Raw genomic sequence first — 19,655 nt, 5'->3', positions numbered from 1 at the left:
CAAGGATAGGTATAAACAGTATGAATAAAAATACTTACTATGAGCGCAACAACTTTTCAATTTACGAAGTAACAAACAAAACAGGTATCGAGTTAACTTTATCTGAGCTAAAACAAATTGAATTAGCTATGCTAATCACCCCAAAAGCATTAACAACTTTTATTAATATATTGCACAACCCTGCTAACTTAGATGAAAAGAAAAAAGAAAAATTCGAATCAATTATGAAACAATATGGTTTTGTTAATTCAATTAATTTTGAAGCAACACGAACATTTTTAATCAGCCAAGCGCGTAAAGTAATTAACCTTATTGGTTCTATGTATTTGACCCCACAAAAATTGTATAAATGTGCTGAGTTTGGCGATGCTACCTATTATGACAGATATGGAATTATAGGATTTGGCAAGAGTTTTTTTAGCGTAGGTACTGATAGAAAAGTAGATACTATTGTTCATGAGTTTAGTCACGCAGTCTGGACTTCTGAAGATACAGCATATAACGCGAGAACTGCTATAAAGGATCTTAATTTCATCGCTCAAAAGGCACAGATTTATCAAACTAATGAAGACAGAGATACATTGCTATATTCGGCATATCTTTTTGAAAATGCAGTGCGAACAGCCCAATGAAAACTTTGATCAATATTATATTTCTTTTAATTAGTTACTCTACTTTTGCCAACTCTGAAGAAGTTATCGAAGGTCCTATTGCTGCATCTTCTTATACATTTTGTCATATAGATACTAAATGTATAACTAGTATAAGATTGGCAAATACTTCGCCTTATCAAGTTAAATTAAGCTCTCTCGCTTTCAATGAACAAGGTATCGACTTAAACTCAATGTTCATATATGAAGTGGACGAATACTTCTCAATAAGAGCAGAAAACCCAAATGCAAAGGTCCCTGAACAACCTATACAAGGGCGCCGGCGTGCACACAAAAAATTATCCTCGATAGAGTTCGAACCGCTTGAAGTAAAGTTTATTGAGCTAAAAGGCATGGAAGAAAGGTTTGCTTTAAACCCTGAAAAAAAATACTTAGTAAGTACAATTACACCGTTCGTCAACTTGTACATTAACGGTAAGTTTGCTGATATCATTACCATAAGAACGAAATATTCACTCCTAGCTATTCCTACAAAAGATATGGAAATAAAACAACGGCCAATAAAACAGTTTGCTACGCCGCAAGGGTAACCTGCAATAATATACATACTTTGTTTAATACCACTCAAAATTCTGCGTCAGCTTAAACCTTTATATATCAAGCCAGCTTAGAGTTGGCTTGATTATATATCTTGGCTAATTATCTAAAAACGCCCCTACTTCTTTATTCATTTTATCCACCAGCCATGTTGGCCCGCCATCATACATATCGTTATGGCGCGATTTTTCAATCATTACTTGGCTAACCGGAAACTCTTTAAGCTCTGTTTCATTTAATAAAACATTCGCATCGGCTGGATAATCACTACCACGCAGTGTAAGCACGCGTATGTTTTTATTACGTGGGATCAACATGCGGCGGTGGTCGAGGGTAATTATTTGGCTTACTTCATTTGGGTAAATTGAAGCATATAAAGCGGAGATATCGCCGCCGTTTGAGTGCCCAAATAACGTCAGCTGAGAAAAGTCATACTCAGGGTATTGCGCACTGAGCTGATTAACTAAAAACTTAAGTGTTACCACACCGCGATGCCAGTTTTCCATGCGGGTAGTTAAGTAAGGCTGCATACGATTAAGCGCAGGATCGGTTTTAAGCTCATGCGCGACTGCAATGCTTAAATAACCCTGTGCATTAAATAGCTTACTGGCAAACGTGTAGTTAGTGTGACTAATGCCGTAGCCCGCATTAACAAATGCTACAGGGCACTTTGCGTGTACGCTGCATTTACTACTGTTATTTGGAAGTGTGATATTGATAGGGATGGTTCGATTGCGGCTTTGATCCACTATTACATCAATTTGAGCAAAGCTTAATGGTGATATTAAACTCGCGCTTAGACTAAATGCATTCAATGTTAGTAGCTTTTTTATTGTTTTATGCATGTTTTAACTTATATAAATTATTGTTTTTAAATAAAAATAACTTTTACTTTAAAGGTTAGCGCGCGCCATTGCTAATGTATGCGATAATACGGGTATTATTTTTAGTTAATTTAGAAAAGTACCCATGAAATCATACAACACTATTGAACAACGTATCGACATTTTACAAAGTCGAATAGAGGCCCATAAAGAAGAAATTGCCGTGTTACAGGCCGAGCCAAAAAGTAATAACGAGCGTATTATTTTTAAATTTATTGAAACAGGCAGCACAGGCAAAACAAAAGACTTTGTGCGCGAACTGGGCATTAAGTCGCCGCGCGATAGCTTATATTCATCTGGCGATGTAACCAAATTAATTAAAGACGGCGCTGATGACATCACCCCTGCACTGCTTGAAATTGCCCGCACATTGGCAAGCGCACGTAACAAAAACGGCCCTAGCTGTTAAAAAAGATAAGAAGCTATTTTTAAAATAGCTTCTTAAAGAATAGTTATAAATCAAAAGGGGTAATCTAAAAATAATTCTACTTCTTTACTTATTCGCTCTACCAACCATTTAGGGCCACCATCATGCATGTCATCTTTACTCGCATTTGCTATTGTTATTTGTTTCACTGGGTAATGTTTCAATTCAACATTGCTCAAAAGTAAACGGTTATCTAATTCAGCATCATCAGTTCTTAGTGTTAAAGTTCGTATTTTTTTATTACGTGGCAAAAGCATACGCCGATTAGCTAATGTAACAACAGTATGTACTTTATCTGGGTGAATTGTCGCAAACAAAACAGAAATATCTCCTCCGTTAGAATGCCCTAATAGTGTCAGCTCAGAAAAATCATATTTAGGGTATAAAATAGTAAGTTGCTCGATAACTGTTTTAACCGTATTAACAGCACGTTGCCAGTTTTCATACCGTACTGATAAACCCATTTTATCGCGATAATTCCAAAGTGCACCATTAAACTCATTTGCCATAACAACACTCAAATAACCACGCTGATTAAATGCTTTACTCACAAATGTATAATCACTGTTACTTACCCCAAAATTAGAAATGACAATAACAACCGGACATTTAGCCTGACTGTTACATAACGCACCATTAGTTGGTTGCGTTATTTTTAAAGGCATGTTCAGTGCAGTAGAGCTGTTATTACTGCTACTTTTTGCATAACCTGAAAAGCTTAGTATGATCAGCAAAAATATACTTAAAACAGCTAATTTATCTCGCATTATTCTTTAACCTGCTTAATTATTGTGAATTACAACAATGCCTTTAAAACAATATGACCTTATCAATTGGGCATAAATTCCATATTTTGCAATAATATTTATATCATACGAAAGAAGAGCAGCTTACAAAAGTTACGTTATCAACCATGTTAAACCAATTCGCTTAATTAAGTGATCTATTTTGAGTCTGGAAAAACGTGTTGATAGCTAGGCAAAAATCGCTATTTATTTGTTATAAATAAGTATTTTTTAACACCGGTAGCGATACGTTTAGTCACGCAAAATAATTAAGTATTATTGCGCAATGATATAAGTCACTTTCCTTGCTTAATAGTATGGCAGTTTTTTAGTTTTAGCTTTACAAGTTTGCAAACTTTTTACGCAGCAAGTGTCAAACTCGATCTTCATTATTGCAGATAAGTATAACACTTTGAATTTTGATGAGTGTTTCAAATCAATCCTACTTATAGGCTGATAAGCAAGTAAAAGGTGGGTAATAGTTAAGCGTTACTTAAGCGATAAAAGTTAGGCCAAACAGCGGAAATACCGCTAAGGATCCGCCAACAAATGCTAAAAGTTCACCAAATAATGTGAGATTAAACGACATAAGAGCGCCTTCTCTATTGAACAATATTTGATATCAATGTACTTAAATATTTAATACCTATCAGCATAATTAAGCGTTCTATTTTGAGGGTGAAAAGCGTGTTGATAGCAAGGCAAAAAATTCGCTATTTAGTTGTTCTAAATTAGAATTTTTTAACGCTGATAGCGACACGTTTAGCCCCTAAAAATGATTAAGTATTATTGCGCATTGGTATAACTATACTAGCGTGCTAAATAAACTAGTAACTTAACATGATTGGTATGAACTGCTTTAAATTTAACTATAAAAAAACCCCTAGGCATACTCCTAAGGGTTTTTAAATCTAGCTAAGCGCATTTGTTACGCGCGGTATTACTCTTCGCTAGGAATTGCTTTTTCTACCACACTGATTGCAAGCTCAGTTAACGAGTCGCTATTCGCTTTGCTAGGCGCATCAGTTAATAAGCACGATGCTTGAGTGGTTTTAGGGAACGCAATAACGTCACGAATATTATCGGTACCACATAAAAGCATAACTAAGCGGTCAAGGCCAAAAGCTAAACCAGCATGTGGTGGTGTGCCGTATTTAAGGGCATCAAGTAAAAAGCCAAACTTGTCCTGTTGCTCTTGTGCATCAATACCTAAAATTCTAAATGCGGCTTCTTGCATATCAGCATTATGAATACGTACCGAACCACCACCTACTTCGTAGCCGTTTAATACCATGTCGTAGGCATCAGAAATAGCCGCTGCTGGGTTTGCTTCAAGCTCTGCTGCGCTAATATCTTTTGGTGCTGTGAATGGATGATGCACAGCATGTAGCGTGCCTTCGTCATCTTCTTCAAACATTGGGAAATCAACAACCCAAAGTGGCGCCCAGCTATCAAGGTTAGTGATTTCTAAATCAACACCAATCTTCAAGCGAAGCGCGCCCATTGCTTCGTTTACAACGTTGCGTTTATCGGCACCGAATAAAATAATGTCGCCCGTTTGTGCGTTAGTACGCTCAAGTAACTGGGTAATTACCTCTTCGTTTAAAAACTTAGCCACTGGAGATTGAACGCCTTCAGCGCCTGCATCGCGGTCGTTCACTTTCATCCACGCCATGCCTTTAGCGCCGTAAATACCAATAAACTTAGTGTAATCGTCAAGTTGCTTACGCGAAAGCTTAGCGCCACCTGGTACTGTTAATACAGCAACGCGGCCTTTTTCGTCATTAGCTGGGCCAGAAAAAACGTTAAACTCTACATCCTTTACTAAATCAGCTATATCAACAAGCTTCATAGGGTTACGTAAGTCTGGCTTATCAGAACCGTAAAGGCTCATTGCCTCAGAGTAAGGCATGATTGGGAAATCGCCTAAATCAACGTCTAATAATGATTGCCACATTTCACGGATCATTTTTTCAGTCATACCACGTACTTGATCAGAGCTCATGAACGAGGTTTCTAAATCTATTTGGGTAAATTCAGGTTGGCGATCGGCACGTAAATCTTCATCACGGAAACATTTAACAATTTGGTAATAACGGTCAAAACCCGACATCATCAACAATTGCTTAAACAACTGTGGCGACTGTGGTAATGCGTAAAAGCTACCTTTATGAACACGGCTAGGTACTAAGTAATCGCGTGCACCTTCTGGTGTTGCTTTTGTAAGTACCGGTGTTTCAATGTCTAAAAAGCCATTGTCATCTAAAAAGCGACGAACAAAGCTGCTTGCTTTAGCGCGCAATTTAATACGGTCGCTCATTTCAAGGCGACGTAAATCTAAGTAGCGGTACTTTAAGCGGCGCTCTTCAGAGTTTGTTTGATTAAAATCAAGCGGAAGCGGCTCAGAGCGGTTAATAATAGTTAGCTCAGTACCTAAAATTTCTACTTCGCCGGTTGCCATGTCTTTATTTACTTGGCTTTCTGGACGTGCACGTACAACCCCTTTTAACTGCACACAAAACTCTTGGCGAAGTTTGTTAGCGGTATCCATTAGTCCTTCAACTTCTGGGTCAAATACAACTTGTACTAAACCTTCTCTATCGCGTAAATCGACAAAGATAAGTCCACCAAGGTCACGTCGTTTGTTGATCCAGCCACATAGTTCAACTTCTTGATCTACGTGAGTTTTATTTAGCTGTCCGCAATATATAGAGCGCATAGTTTTCCTGTCAGATAAAAGGCTTAAACGGTTAAAGTTATTTGTTTTAAGGCGTGTGATTTAAAAAACTGGTCACCACAATACAAATAAAGCCGCTAGCAATCTAAAAATAATCAAATTAAGCCCTGCATTATACCCAAGTAGTATTAAGATGCTAGGGCGTGTTTACCTTTGCAATGTTAATTTAAAGCAAGCATCGCCTGTATTTGTTACACTAGCGCCACGAAGTCATTAAGCCACCCTTTTTATGTTATATATTGGATGCCCTCAGTGGTCGAGCAGCGCCTGGAAAGGCAACCTATTTACCCGCCAATGTAAAAACGCCGATATGCTAAGCCAATATGCCCAGCATTTTAACTCAGTAGAGGGCAACACCAGCTTTTATGCAGACCCAGCACCAAGCACAGTTTTACGCTGGGCACAGAGCGTACCCGATGACTTTAAATTTACGTTTAAATTTCATCGTCGTTTTAGCCACGAGCTTGCGCTTAGTAATGTACAAACAGAGCTTACCGATTGGCTGACGTTATTTGCACCTTTACTTGAAAAAACGGGGCAAATAATGCTGCAATTACCCAAAGCATTTGGTCCAAACGACTTACCTAAACTTACACAATTTATTGATTTATTACCTAAAGAGCTAAATTACGGGGTGGAAGTACGCCACAGCGATTTTTTTAAAAAAGGCGAGGCCGAAATAGCCCTTAATCAGCTATTAATGGCAAATAATATAAACCGTATTGCTATGGATACCCGTGCGCTGTTTGCAGTAAAGCCCACCACCGAAGCGTTAATAGATGCACAACAAAAAAAGCCGCACTTACCTGTACATGCAATAGCTACCGGTTCACAGCCTATGGCGCGCTTTGTAATAGCCGATTTACAAAACGACTACCAAACCTTTTATAAGCCGTGGCTGAGTAAAGTAAAGCAATGGCTTGATGAGGGTAAAACCCCGTATGTGTTTTTTCATACCGCCGATAACCGTGAATCTCCACTACTCGCTAGGCAGTTTTGCAAAGACCTAGGGTATAATCACCCAGTATTAAACCCTTTCAGTGGCGAAAAAGAAGCCCACCAGCCAACGCTTTTTTAAATAGAGAATAAAAATGAGTGAATACGCACGTTACTTTACCGGCTATCCCGCTAATATTGTTGAGCAAGTATTAAGCCTTATAAATAACAACAAGGTATGTGACTACTTACTTAAAAAGTACCCACACGCGCACACCATAACCACCGACAAACTACTTTACAGCTACGCCACCGAACTTAAAAAACAGTATTTAAAAAATGCCCCACCGTTTGGCCGCGCTGCATTTAAAAAACAAGGTGATATGGTTACCAACGCACTCGGTACACACACCTACCGCATGCAAGGTAAAACCCGTAAGCACGATTTAGCCATAAACAGCGATTTACTGCGCGCCCCCGAGCCACTGTTAAAAGCGCTAGTCGTACACGAGCTCGCCCACTTTAAAGAAAAAGATCACAACAAAAGCTTTTATAAACTGTGCTGCCACATGGAGCCGCAGTATCATCAGTTGGAGCTGGATTTACGGATATTTTGTGTGATGGTAGCGATGGGAGAGAATCCGTATTCATGAGCGGTCAGCGGTCAGCGGTCAGCGGTCAGCGGTCAGCGGTCAGCGGTCAGCGGTCAGCGGTCAGCGAAAATATAAATACAACCTAACTCATAATCAAAGTTCTTAATAATAAAAAACGCGATTTAACATCGCGTTTTCTTTGGTAACTTTTTTACTGACCGCTGATAGCTTAAAACTGACAGCTCAAAAGCACGTTGGGTTTTGCTTCGCTCTACCCAACCTACATTACAGCCCTAGCTCAGCCATAAAGTCGTCATCGGCATCATCTTGCTCTGCTTCTTTTGACTTAGCTTTTTCTTTTTGAGCCTTTTGTTTAGCTTCGTTTTCGATAATATCGTCTGGGTCTATGGCCTCTACAATGTCAAAGTCGTGTAGTTTAATAAACTCTGTTTTATCCATTGCCAGCTCTAGATAAAAGATGTTTTGGTTACGCGTGGTAAAGGTTACGCGGCGTGCTTGTGGGCGATCCATAGTGGTATCAACCGATATTTGCACTTGCTTGTTGATGGCCATCATTTTTGGTTGGTTTTGAGTAATAGAGGTATGTAATTGCTCGCGCACTTTAGAGGTAAAGTCACCTACAATTTGGTTCATCAGCTCGCCCATTACATTTGAAACGTCATCTGATAAATGACTGTGAGCAATTTCTTCTTCTGGCATGCCCATGTTACGCATGTAATCGCCATAAATCTCCATTGCGGCTTGCGCAGTAAAGTTGGTTACCACCAGCCCTGTAAAGCCTCCATCAAATAATACAAAACAGCCAATATCTGGGCGCATACAAGTGCGCGTTATTTTTTGCACCATAGCCGAGTAGCTAATTTCGTTACCACTGGCTGATGAAAGAACACCCGTCACTGAATGACATAGGGTTGCTAATATATCGTCTGTGCTAATTACCTTACTTTTGCTCATTTAACGTTCTCTTTTATACTTATTATTCATAATTCTAGCCAAGCTACTGAATTTATCACTGACTATCCAGTATAAAATGTTAAAATAGTGCCATTATTTTTAAAGAGACTGCCTTAGTGAGTATAAAAGACAGTATTTACGCCTCTGAGCAACAAGTAAAAGATTTTAGCTTTGACCAAAATGTGGTTGAGGTTTTTCCGGATATGATCCAGCGCTCTGTGCCTGGATACGCCACCATTGTCAGCACTATGGGTAAATTGGCGGGAGAATATGCGCAAAGTAATTCAAACCTTTACGACTTAGGTTGCTCGCTTGGTGCGGTTACTCTAAGTATGCGCCGTAATATTCGTACCGACAACTGCCATATTATTGCTGTAGATAACTCACAAGCTATGGTTGAGCGCTGCAAGGTTCATTTACAAGGCTTTAAGTCAGACGTGCCGGTTACAGTAACTTTGGGCGATATTAACGAGCTTGAGATTCAAAACGCGTCGGTTGTGGCCATGAATTTTACCTTGCAATTTATTCCGCCTTTGCAGCGCCAAGCCGTGCTTGAAAAAATTTACGCTAACTTAAAACCCGGTGGCGTACTGCTACTTAGCGAAAAAATTAAAGCCGAAAACGAGCAGTGCGATAACCTATTAATTGATTTGCACCACGACTTTAAACGCCACAATGGCTACTCAGAGCTTGAAATAAGCCAAAAACGTACAGCCATTGAAAACGTAATGCGCCCCGATACCCTAAGCACTCACTTTAATCGTTTAAGCGACATTGGTTTTAGCCAAACGCAGGTGTGGTATCAATGTTTTAATTTTTGCTCGATGGTAGCAATTAAATAAAGAGAGTGACTTATGTCTCAATGGTTTAACCAATTTTACGCAGCAATTGCACAAAGCCCGCTTAGCCACTGGCTAGAAACCCTGCCCGCTCAATTAAAGCATTGGCAAAACGAGGCAAGCCATGGCGATTTACCAAAATGGCAAAAAGTGCTTAAAAACTTGCCAGAAGTAAAAACAACCCATGTTGATATCGCCACTAAAGTAGAAATTGGCGCACCGGGTGAGATGAGCGAAGGCGAGCAAAAACAGGCCACGCACTTATTAAAACGCATGATGCCTTGGCGCAAAGGCCCCTTTACTGTACATGGTATTGAAATAAACACCGAATGGCGAAGTGATTGGAAATGGGACCGCCTGCTTCCTCATATTGAGCCACTAAAAGGCCGTACAGTATTAGATATAGGTTGTGGCTCTGGCTACCACTTATGGCGTATGCGCGGTGAAGGCGCTGAATTTGTGGTGGGTATTGACCCGTCTGATTTATTTTTATGTCAGTTTCAAGCTATAAAACACTACAACCCAGACGAAAACGTACACTTATTACCGCTTGGTGTAGAAGCCCTACCCGAGCTTAAAGCGTTTGATACGGTTTTTTCAATGGGGGTGCTGTATCACCGCCGCTCGCCAATTGATTTTTTAGCGCAGTTAAAAGCGCAGCTTCGCCCAGGTGGCGAGTTAGTGCTTGAAACGTTAGTGATTGAAGGCGATGAAAACACCGTACTAGTACCGACCGACCGCTACGCAAAAATGCGTAATGTGTGGTTTATTCCAAGTACTGCTGCACTCAAACTGTGGATGGAGCGCGTTGGTTTTAAAGATGTGCAAATAAAAGATTGTGCAATTACTACGCTTGACGAGCAACGCAAGACCGACTGGATGGAAAACGAATCGTTAGTTGATTTTTTAGATCCAAACGACACCAGTAAAACCATTGAAGGTTACCCTGCACCACTTAGAGCTATTTTAACTGCAAAAGCATAGCTGTTAATTTAACGACTTTAATTACTAAAAAAACGCCTGCGGGCGTTTTTTTGTTTATTTAAACAACAGGCAGCGGACAAGTGTCCTTGTTAATTATTTCAAAACTATATTTGAGCTAGCCGCGCAGTTGCAATTGTTGTAAAATACGCGCGTTTCTAAGCTATCGAAAAGCAACCCCAAGCAATTATTTGAGGAAAACCTGTGAGCGAACAAAAACAGTCATTAAGCTATAAAGATGCGGGCGTAGATATCGACGCTGGTAATGCACTTGTTGAGCGTATTAAAGGCGTAGTTAAAAAAACGCGTCGTCCAGAAGTAATGGGCGGAATTGGTGGTTTTGGCGCTCTTTGCGAAATTCCAGAAGGTTACAAACAGCCAGTACTAGTAGCAGGTACTGACGGTGTAGGTACTAAACTACGTTTAGCTATCGACCTAAAAAAACACGACACTGTAGGTATTGATTTAGTTGCAATGTGTGTAAACGATTTAATAGTACAAGGCGCTGAACCCCTGTTTTTTCTAGATTACTACGCAACAGGTAAACTAGATGTAGACACAGCGGCCGATGTAGTAACCGGTATTGGTAAAGGCTGTGAAATTTCGGGCTGTGCGCTAATTGGTGGCGAAACCGCTGAAATGCCAGGTATGTACGATGGTGAAGACTACGACATGGCCGGTTTTTGTACCGGTGTAGTAGAAAAATCTAAAATTATTGATGGCACAAAAGTAGCAGCCGGCGATCAACTTATTGCCCTTGCCTCTAGCGGTCCGCACTCAAACGGCTTTTCTTTAATTCGTAAAGTGCTTGAAGTATCAAACGCCGATACGAACCAAGTTATTGACGGCAAAACACTAGGCGAGCACTTACTTGAGCCAACCCGTATTTACGTTAAACCGTTACTTGAGTTATTTAAGCAAGTAGACGTGCATGCCCTATCGCATATTACTGGCGGTGGCTTTTGGGAAAACATTCCGCGCGTATTACCCGATTCTGCAAAAGCAGTAGTTAAAGGTGATAGCTGGCAGTGGCCAACCGTTTTTAACTGGTTGCAAGAAAACGGCAATATTACTACGCACGAAATGTACCGTACATTTAACTGTGGTGTAGGCATGGTATTAGTAGTACCAGGCGATGCGCTTGAACAAAGCTTAAGTATTTTAAAAGAGCTTGGCGAAAACGCATGGCACCTTGGTGAAATTCACGATGCGGCGCCTGGCGAAGAGCAAGTTGAAATTGTAGGTGGTGCTAAGTAATGGCACCCATTCGCTTAGTGGTATTAATATCGGGTAGTGGTTCTAATTTACAAGCCATTATTGATGCCTGTGAGCGCGGCGAAATAAACGGACACATAGCGGCTGTAATAAGTAACAAAGCAGACGCTTACGGCCTTGAGCGAGCAAAACAAGCAGGTATTGCTACAAAAGTGCTCAGTCACAAAGATTTTGACTCGCGCGAGGCCTATGATGCGCAATTAATGAACGTTATTGACTCTTTTATGCCAAATCTAGTTGTATTAGCTGGGTTTATGCGTATTCTTACTCCTAGCTTAGTGCAAAAATATGTTGGAAAAATGTTGAACATTCATCCATCTTTGTTGCCTAAGTATCAGGGGCTGAATACCCACCAAAGAGCAATTGATGCAAAAGACGATGTTCATGGCGTAAGTGTTCACTTTGTAACTGAAGAGTTAGACGGCGGTCCGGTTATTCTTCAGGCGCAAATACCTGTACTCAAGGATGATACAGCAGAAACATTAGCTAAACGCGTGCACGAGCAAGAGCATATAATTTATCCTTTGGTGGTCAAATGGTTCAGTGAACAACGACTTACTATGGAAGCAGATTATGCAGTTCTTGACGAAAAACAACTTCCTGCACACGGCGCGCACTACCCACAATAAAAAAATAAGTGCCCTGCTGTTATGTGTGGGCGCTTTACTTCCTACTAGCCTAATTGCAGGCGAATTAACCCAGTATCAAGCAAGCTATGATATTTTACGCAAAGGTAAAAATCATGGCGAGGCAGTACGTGAGCTTAAAAAAGTTGGCGAGCAAACGTATCAACTTACTTATCACAGCAATATTGAGTGGATGATTTTCTCTGACAAGCGAGAAGAAACCTCTGTATTTACTTTTTTAAATAACAAAGTTACCCCTCATCATTACAATATGGTGCGTACCGGCACCGGCCCAGATAAAGATTATAAAATAGACTTTGATACACAAAACAAGGTGGTAACCAGCAGCACTAGCGAATACCCGCTAAAATGCGAATGGACTGACGAATTTCAAGATGCTATTTCGTATCAAGTACAAGTACGCGAAGGCTTAAAAAAAGGCGAAACTTATTTTTCGTTTCCGCTTATTGATAAAAAGGGCAATCGCCGCGACTACAATTTTGAAGTGGTTGGCAAGGAAATGATTTCGCTGCCAATTGGTAACGTAGAAGCGATAAAAGTAAAACGTTTATATGATAACGATAAACGACAAGCTCTTGCTTGGTTTGCGCCAGAAATGGATTACATGCTAGTACGAATGTGGAAAGGTGAAAAAGGCATGGAGCAGTTTGAAGTTCAAATGAATTCATTTACTGTTACCCAACCTGTTTCTACTCCAGTAAACGAAACCAGCGAAGTAAGATCAGAAGCGCCGTAAACACGGTGATAGCAATCACAAAAAAACGCGATTTTATATCGCGTTTTTTTGTGATTGCTTTTGAGCTATTTAACTAAATAAGCTCACCCATTTTAAATAACGCAAACTCCCCTGGCTGCATTTTTTGCCACCGCTCATCGTTGGTTAATGGCCGTGTAGCTATTACTGTAACTATATCGTTTGGTGTGGTTTCTTCGTTAAAATCAACCACCATATCAGCATCAATTAATGTAGCTTTACCAAATGGCGCACGGCGCGTTATGTAATGTAAGTTATTAGTGCAGTACGCCAATACAAATACGCCATCGGTCAATAACATATTAAATACGCCTTTTTCACGCAGCGTATGCGAAAGCTTTGCAGCGTATCTAAAAACAGAGGCCATATTGGAGGGACGTTTAGGGTATTTTTCACGAATTTTATCAAGCAGCCAACAAAACGCCAGTTCACTGTCGGTGTTGCCCACTGGGCGATAATACTCTGGTTTTAAATCGTGATAGTTAGATAACTGGCCATTATGTGCATATGTGATCTCCCTCCCCCAAAGCTCGCGGGTAAACGGGTGGGTATTTTCAAGGCACACTCGACCACGGTTTCCTTGGCGAATATGACTAATGACCGACACACTTTTAATGGGATAGGCTTTTACCAATTTGGCAATTTCTGATTGGTAGCTCGGTTCAGGATCTTTAAAGGTTCTACAGCCTTTGCCTTCGTAAAACGTAATACCCCAGCCATCTTTATGCGGGCCGGTATTGCCACCGCGTTCTAATAAACCTGAAAAACTAAAACAAATATCCGTTGGTACGTTGGCCGACATGCCAAGTAATTCACACATTAATAAACTAACCCTTAAAAAATACGTATAAATAGCGCTGTACTTTGCTGTTCGCTACAACAGATATACTTACTTAAAAAAACTTTTTTGGCTAGCTGATTTACTGATTTTTAGCGCTTAAATAATCGCTATGACTGAATTAAACACAGCAGTGGTGTATGCTCGTTCCTTATAAAGGGAATAATGATATGCAAAATAGCGAGTTTGTCGTTAATTTAACGCTGTAATGTACTTGAAACTTACGCTCACTAGCGCTACTCTAACTGAGGTGGTCTGACCTCTATTAAGGAATAAGCAATGACACTCATATTTACACTCGGTTTAATCGCACTGCTCAGCATCGCGGTTTACCACAGAGCGAGTTGGAACACAGCACTTGGTGTTTCTGCCGCAACATTATTAATTGGTACCTTTGCAGGTGCTTTTGGTTTAATTAGCTGGTTGATCTTTTTGATCATCACAGTGCCTCTTTCTGTTACTGGCATTCGTCAGCAATATATAATCAAGCCGATTTTTACTACCTTTAAAAAAGTAACGCCAAGTATGTCTGACACTGAAAAGTCAGCAATCGATGCTGGTACTACGTGGTGGGAAGCTGATTTATTTTGTGGTAACCCAGATTGGAAAAAACTACACCAATACCCAGTACCAAAGCTCACTATTGAAGAGCAAGCCTTTATTGATGGCCCAGTAGAAGTAGTATGTAGCATGCTAGATGATTGGGAAGCAACACACGAGCTTACCGACCTTCCACAAGATGTATGGCAATACCTAAAAGATAATAAATTCTTTGCCATGATCATCAAAAAAGAATACGGCGGTTTAGAGTTTTCTGCGTTTGCACAATCTTGTGTTCTGCAAAAGTTAACCAGTAAATCAACACTGCTTTCGTCAATTGTTGGTGTACCAAACTCATTAGGTCCGGGTGAATTATTACAACACTACGGTACTGAAGATCAAAAAAACCATTATTTACCGCGCTTAGCCCAAGGCCAAGAAATTCCATGTTTTGCATTAACCTCGCCAGAAGCAGGCTCTGATGCAAGCTCAATTCCAGACTATGGTGTTGTGTGTAAAGGACAATGGAACGGTGAAGAGGTAGTAGGTATTAGCCTTACCTGGAACAAACGTTACATTACCCTTGCTCCTGTGGCTACTGTACTTGGTCTTGCCTTTAAACTACAAGATCCAGATGGTTTACTAAGCGACAACAAAGAGCCAGGCATTACCTGTGCACTTATTCCAACTAACACGCCTGGTGTTGAAATTGGTCGTCGCCACTTTCCACTTAACGTACCATTTCAAAATGGCCCGACTCGCGGTAAAGACATATTTGTACCACTTGATTACATTATTGGCGGACCAGAAATGGCCGGCCAAGGCTGGCGCATGCTAGTTGAATGTTTATCGGTGGGCCGTGCAATTACATTGCCGTCAAACTCTGCCGGTGGCATTAAAACAATTGCCGTAGCGACAGGTGCATACAGCCGTATTCGTCGTCAGTTCCGCTTACCTATTGGTAAAATGGAAGGTGTTGAAGAGTCACTGGCTAAACTTGCAGGTTACGCTTACAGCTCAGATGCAGCTGTTAGCATGTCTACGGGGGCGGTAGATTTAGGTGAAAAGCCATCGGTTGTTTCAGCTATTATTAAATATCACCTTACTGAGCAAATGCGCGAGTCGACCATTCATGCAATGGACGTACTTGGCGGTAAAGGGATTATGCTTGGGCCAAATAACTATTTAGGTCGTGGCTATCAAGGTGCCCCTATTGCTATAACAGTAGAAGGTGCCAACATCTTGACCCGTAATATGATTATTTATGGTCAAGGTGCAATTCGCTGCCATCCATTTGTACTAACAGAGCTTGGTGCGTGTGAAATTGAAGACCGCGAAGAAGCGCTTAACGTATTTGATAAAGCGCTAATGGGCCACATTGGCTTTACTATGTCTAACCTTGTACGTACTAAGTGGCTTGCGCTTACCGGTGCACGTTTTACTAGCGTACCGTATAAAGACGACACCGCAGAGTTTTACCGTATAGCGTCACGCTTTAGTGCATCACTTGCGCTTATGTCTGACATTAGCATGGCGGTATTTGGTGGCTCGCTTAAACGTAAAGAACGTATTTCTGCACGTTTAGGTGACTTACTAAGCTACTTATACTTAGTGTCTGCAACGCTTAAACGTTATAACGACGAAGGCCGTAAACAAGAAGATTTAGCTTTAGTAAAATGGAGCTGTCAGGATCACCTTTACCACTGCCAACGTGCTCTTGCTGATTTAATTAATAACATGCCGTCTGCCCCACTACGTGGTGTATTAAAAGTACTGTTATTCCCGTTTGGTCGCCCGGTTCGTAAACCGACCGACAAACTTGAGCATAAACTAGCACAACTACTTCAAGTACCAAGCGAAACGCGTAATCGTTTAGCAAGCTATGTTTACTTAAAAGACGAGCCACTTAATCTTGTGGGCCGTCAAGAACAAACACTTAAAGATGTACTTGCTGTAGAGCCGTTATTTGAAAGAGTATGTAAAGAAAAAGGCATTAAACTGCCATTCTTCCAACTTGATAAAGTAGCGCAAATGGGCCTTGAAGCTGGCATATTAAGCCAAGCAGAAGCTGACAAGTTAGCTGCTGTAGAAAAAGCTCGTTTAGATGTGATTAACGTAGATGACTTTGACCCCGCTGATTTATTAGCAGGTAAAGCCGCACGTAAAAGCGAAGAAACAAAAGCAGATGCCGCTTAGCCTGTTAGGTTAACGTAGCCAACAGCCCGCCTGTTGTGATCATCCAAACCAGCGCATAATGCGCTGGTTTTTTTTGTGCTATAACTTGTTGCAATAAGCACCAAACAATACCACTTAATAGCAACAAACCACTTGCTTGGTTGTATAAAGCAAAAAAAACAATAAGCGATAGTAAGAGCACAATTATACTAGGAAAAAATTGGCCAATAAAAAATGCCGTTTGCTTATTCTGCATTTTAAAAAATACACTATATTGCTGATGTAGATGACTACAATCAAATTGTAATGAGCTACTAAACAACACCACAAAAGCAAGTGACAAAATACTGAATATAACAGCTAAATTAGCGCGCTCTTGTAGTAATACCTCAGATGCCATAAATACGCACAACAATAAAGCTCCTCGCCAAATCAAAGTCCAACAGTTATGTATAAAAAACATTAGCCAAAAGCCTGTAAGTGAGCTCAGATCTAACTTAGCTGCAAAATTAAAAGGTGCCATTGAGGTACTTAAGGCAAATAACAGCACAAAGCCACACTGATAAATCAGTGGAGTTACATCAAACGGTAGCATTAGCCATATTGCGGATAACAAAAATCCATAAACAAGCGCTAATGGTTTGTATAAACATAAAATGCCGAGGATAAATTGTAATAGTATAAACACCAAAAAATGCGGCACTTTGAGCCACTGGTTTATGCTCAGATCAACCGCGATAACAAGGCTTGCAATCAACCAGCCATGACTTAACAGCAAAAGCTTTATATCCATCAAACCAAGCCAATACCGCTTTACTAATGTTTGTTGAAACGCTCGTTGGGCGGAGTTTTTTATTGCGGACTTCATTGCGCTTAACATTACACTTTGTAGCAACAAATACAGCCAAGCCATCTGCGCACCATATTGAGGTGCATCACTACTATCAATAATTTTTCCAAGCCCTAAAAATAGTAGTAATATTAAACCTAGTATTGACGAGCCTAACACCACTAAAAATAACAGCCCAAAGCTTTTCAGTTGTAATAATAATTGTGTAAGTTCAGTCTTGTATGCCTGAAAACGATAATCCATAAAAGAGCGATATTGGCCAATCGATTGTTTTAAATTTGCAATCATAAAGGCATACACTCAAAGCTATGTTTAATAAATGGTGCAGGTTCGTGACAGGTTATAATTATCTGTCCGCTTGGCTTATCGATTAAATACTTATCAAGTAAAATTAATAAATACTCAATACTCGCTTGATCAAGCGCTGCACTGGGTTCATCTAACAGTAAATACGGTGCATCGCGCATAAGCGCTAAAATTAACTGACATTTCTTTTGATTACCTGATGATAGGGCGTCAAAGCGTGTATTTAGAAATTCATTAAAATTAAATCCATCAACTATAGCTGTTGGCCAACAACAGCCAAATGTATTTGAAGATAAGTTAATTATTTGCTTTGCTGTTAAGAAGTCGGGTAAAGCAATACTGTCGGAGGCTATAGCAACTTGCTTATGTGGTTCGGTTAATGGATTTCCAGAAAACAAAAGCTCACCACTTTCGTAAGTCTCAAGCCCAGCTAGTATCATTAATAGCGTGGTTTTCCCTTGGCCATTAGGTGCCTCGATGCATATTTTAGGCGCTAAAAATTGTCTATTATAATTTTCATACAAAATAGTATGGCCAAACTGCTTATGTAATCCTTTAATTTGTATCATTGTTTACTCTATTTTTCAGACCATTATAGCAACATTTCAAAAAGCACTATTCATTGTTGTGTACGACTATTTTTTGCATTCCAAGAGCGATATGTTGGGTCAAGTTGCCGTGTTTTGCAATCCACACTAATGAAAAAGCCGCCTTAATAAAATTAAAGCGGCTTGGTTGACGAAATATTTTACCTGCTTATATCGCTCTGCTATGTTTTAACTTTGCGTCTAGGTACTAAACGCTGCCATGCTAAAACAATCCCAGTGTAAACTAATAAACAGCACAACAGAGAAGCAATACCAGCAATTGTTTGCCCAATGACACCAAAATATTCACCTGTATGTAAAAACCGTGCGGTACCCCATGCTTGATCACCAGGCGACCAATCTGATTTTCTTAAGGTTTTGATCTGATCTCCAGTTTGGGTATCTAAATACAATGAATATGCCAGCTCTTGTCGATGACCAATACTAGTATCAATATAAAACCTGGCTACATGTTTTTTACTACCTAACTCTACCCAGATTGAATACCAATCAGCTGCACCATTATTATGTGCGTGTGTTTTAGCCTGTTGCAGTAACACTTCATAAGGCTGTATATCGGCCGACAAATCGGATACTGACGGATGCCTTTCTCTTACCGGTACATCTTGGGAAAATGCCCCATATAACGCTTTATTGGCCCACTCAAAATGAAACAATGTTGCTGTTAACGATAACACCAATAAGATAGGCAAACACCAAAAGCCGAATACAAAGTGCCATTGCCGATCTCGTTGTTGAGTATGTTTATATTTTTTTGCTAACAATAAACGGCCTTTTAGTGCCGAACGATTAAATCGTTTCGGGATCCAAAGGTAGACTCCAGATAGCAATAAAAAGATAAACAATAGATTGGCATAACCATTGATATTTTTTCCTACAACTTGTGCTGGTCCGTGCAACAATAAATATCGATGCAGGTCAGTAACAACATGGAAAAAATCTGCGGCAACCCCCTCCCCCTCTCGTAGCACAACACCAGTATAAGGATGTAGTAAATAACTATGCTTACCAGCCCACGCTGGAATAGCGGCCCCTTCTCTATTTACCCAACGAATATAAATATGTGGCTCCTTTGGATGCATTTTTTGCAAAATAGCCACAACCTCATCGGTGGATAAAGTTTGTTGTTGGTTATCAGAGTCAACCGTAAAGCGCATTTCACTGAGCTCAACGATTTGCCGTTCATAAGTTAAAATGGCACCTGTAAAAGCCATGCTAAAAATAAATAAGCCCGCTAAAACACCAATAACTAAGTGGGCCCAAAAGACCCACTTTTTAAATAATTTTAAAAACATAA

19 protein-coding genes are annotated in these 19,655 nt (G+C 40.1%); 11 read left to right on the top strand and 8 right to left on the bottom strand.

The window, feature by feature from the left end; translation table 11 throughout:
• Positions 1–20 precede the first annotated feature (20 nt).
• Entirely contained in the window at positions 21–632 is a 612-nt protein-coding gene (locus WDB87_RS11595) for a hypothetical protein (RefSeq protein ID WP_337849953.1), read from the top strand.
• Entirely contained in the window at positions 629–1,201 is a 573-nt protein-coding gene (locus WDB87_RS11590; protein ID WP_337849952.1) for a hypothetical protein, read from the top strand. The genes WDB87_RS11595 and WDB87_RS11590 overlap by 4 nt, the downstream gene beginning before the upstream one ends.
• 105 nt (positions 1,202–1,306) lie before the next feature.
• Here the strand turns inward: WDB87_RS11590 and WDB87_RS11585 are convergent, their stop codons facing one another.
• A complete protein-coding gene (locus WDB87_RS11585; RefSeq protein ID WP_337849951.1) occupies positions 1,307–2,053 on the bottom strand; it encodes an alpha/beta hydrolase in 747 nt (248 codons plus the stop codon).
• Between the two features lie 124 nt (positions 2,054–2,177).
• Between WDB87_RS11585 and WDB87_RS11580 the strand changes: the two genes are divergently transcribed.
• Complete coding sequence (locus tag WDB87_RS11580; RefSeq protein ID WP_337849950.1) at positions 2,178–2,501, top strand: hypothetical protein; 324 nt, start codon at positions 2,178–2,180, stop codon at positions 2,499–2,501.
• Between the two features lie 50 nt (positions 2,502–2,551).
• Here the strand turns inward: WDB87_RS11580 and WDB87_RS11575 are convergent, their stop codons facing one another.
• A complete protein-coding gene (locus WDB87_RS11575; protein WP_286246775.1) occupies positions 2,552–3,286 on the bottom strand; it encodes an alpha/beta hydrolase in 735 nt (244 codons plus the stop codon).
• Between the two features lie 958 nt (positions 3,287–4,244).
• The gene (gene aspS, locus WDB87_RS11570) at positions 4,245–6,023 is read right to left on the bottom strand and encodes an aspartate--tRNA ligase (protein ID WP_337849949.1); all 1,779 of its coding nucleotides are present in this window, start codon (positions 6,021–6,023) and stop codon (positions 4,245–4,247) included.
• A 247-nt stretch (positions 6,024–6,270) separates the two neighbouring features.
• Here aspS and WDB87_RS11565 point away from each other — a divergent pair, with 247 nt between their 5' ends.
• Positions 6,271–7,119: a DUF72 domain-containing protein gene (locus WDB87_RS11565; protein ID WP_337849948.1), complete on the top strand. Its 849-nt coding sequence runs from the start codon at positions 6,271–6,273 to the stop codon at positions 7,117–7,119.
• A 13-nt stretch (positions 7,120–7,132) separates the two neighbouring features.
• Complete coding sequence (locus WDB87_RS11560) at positions 7,133–7,630, top strand: M48 metallopeptidase family protein (protein WP_337849947.1); 498 nt, start codon at positions 7,133–7,135, stop codon at positions 7,628–7,630.
• A 225-nt stretch (positions 7,631–7,855) separates the two neighbouring features.
• Here the strand turns inward: WDB87_RS11560 and WDB87_RS11555 are convergent, their stop codons facing one another.
• Positions 7,856–8,545, bottom strand: a complete 690-nt coding sequence (locus tag WDB87_RS11555; RefSeq protein ID WP_055013885.1) for a DUF3334 family protein — start codon at positions 8,543–8,545, stop codon at positions 7,856–7,858.
• A 116-nt stretch (positions 8,546–8,661) separates the two neighbouring features.
• On the opposite strand from WDB87_RS11555, the gene cmoA reads away from it, so the two are divergent.
• The 5 genes from cmoA to WDB87_RS11530 all read left to right on the top strand — a co-directional run bounded on the left by cmoA (position 8,662) and on the right by WDB87_RS11530 (position 13,023).
• Positions 8,662–9,387, top strand: coding sequence for a carboxy-S-adenosyl-L-methionine synthase CmoA (cmoA, locus tag WDB87_RS11550; RefSeq protein ID WP_004588942.1), 726 nt, complete (start codon positions 8,662–8,664; stop codon positions 9,385–9,387).
• A 12-nt stretch (positions 9,388–9,399) separates the two neighbouring features.
• On the top strand, positions 9,400–10,368 hold the full coding sequence (gene cmoB / locus WDB87_RS11545; protein ID WP_286246762.1) for a tRNA 5-methoxyuridine(34)/uridine 5-oxyacetic acid(34) synthase CmoB: 969 nt from the start codon (positions 9,400–9,402) through the stop codon (positions 10,366–10,368).
• A 201-nt stretch (positions 10,369–10,569) separates the two neighbouring features.
• Positions 10,570–11,622 (top strand): phosphoribosylformylglycinamidine cyclo-ligase, encoded by a 1,053-nt coding sequence (gene purM / locus WDB87_RS11540; RefSeq protein WP_286246760.1) that lies wholly within the window; start codon positions 10,570–10,572, stop codon positions 11,620–11,622.
• Positions 11,622–12,269 carry a phosphoribosylglycinamide formyltransferase gene (gene purN, locus WDB87_RS11535; RefSeq protein ID WP_089347262.1) on the top strand — a complete coding sequence of 216 codons (648 nt, stop codon included), beginning with the start codon at positions 11,622–11,624 and terminating at the stop codon, positions 12,267–12,269. The genes purM and purN overlap by 1 nt, the downstream gene beginning before the upstream one ends.
• 16 nt (positions 12,270–12,285) lie before the next feature.
• Entirely contained in the window at positions 12,286–13,023 is a 738-nt protein-coding gene (locus WDB87_RS11530) for a DUF3108 domain-containing protein (RefSeq protein ID WP_337849968.1), read from the top strand.
• A gap of 73 nt (positions 13,024–13,096) precedes the next feature.
• Here the strand turns inward: WDB87_RS11530 and WDB87_RS11525 are convergent, their stop codons facing one another.
• Complete coding sequence (locus tag WDB87_RS11525; protein WP_286246756.1) at positions 13,097–13,861, bottom strand: class II glutamine amidotransferase; 765 nt, start codon at positions 13,859–13,861, stop codon at positions 13,097–13,099.
• 297 nt (positions 13,862–14,158) lie between these two features.
• Here WDB87_RS11525 and fadE point away from each other — a divergent pair, with 297 nt between their 5' ends.
• Positions 14,159–16,615: an acyl-CoA dehydrogenase FadE gene (fadE, locus tag WDB87_RS11520; protein WP_337849946.1), complete on the top strand. Its 2,457-nt coding sequence runs from the start codon at positions 14,159–14,161 to the stop codon at positions 16,613–16,615.
• 4 nt (positions 16,616–16,619) lie between these two features.
• Here fadE and WDB87_RS11515 read toward each other — a convergent pair whose 3' ends face one another.
• From WDB87_RS11515 to WDB87_RS11505, 3 genes are all read right to left on the bottom strand, one after another.
• Complete coding sequence (locus WDB87_RS11515) at positions 16,620–17,732, bottom strand: DUF6136 family protein (RefSeq protein WP_337849945.1); 1,113 nt, start codon at positions 17,730–17,732, stop codon at positions 16,620–16,622.
• Entirely contained in the window at positions 17,729–18,319 is a 591-nt protein-coding gene (locus WDB87_RS11510; protein WP_337849944.1) for an ABC transporter ATP-binding protein, read from the bottom strand. Before WDB87_RS11510 ends, WDB87_RS11515 begins: the two co-directional genes overlap by 4 nt.
• A 200-nt stretch (positions 18,320–18,519) precedes the next feature.
• The gene (locus WDB87_RS11505; RefSeq protein ID WP_337849943.1) at positions 18,520–19,653 is read right to left on the bottom strand and encodes a PepSY-associated TM helix domain-containing protein; all 1,134 of its coding nucleotides are present in this window, start codon (positions 19,651–19,653) and stop codon (positions 18,520–18,522) included.
• Positions 19,654–19,655 lie beyond the last annotated feature (2 nt).

The organism is Pseudoalteromonas sp. C12FD-1, assembly GCF_037414265.1.
GTDB lineage: Bacteria > Pseudomonadota > Gammaproteobacteria > Enterobacterales > Alteromonadaceae > Pseudoalteromonas.
The sequence above is the reverse complement of the archived record's forward strand: the minus strand, read 5'-3'. Positions and strand labels throughout refer to the sequence as shown.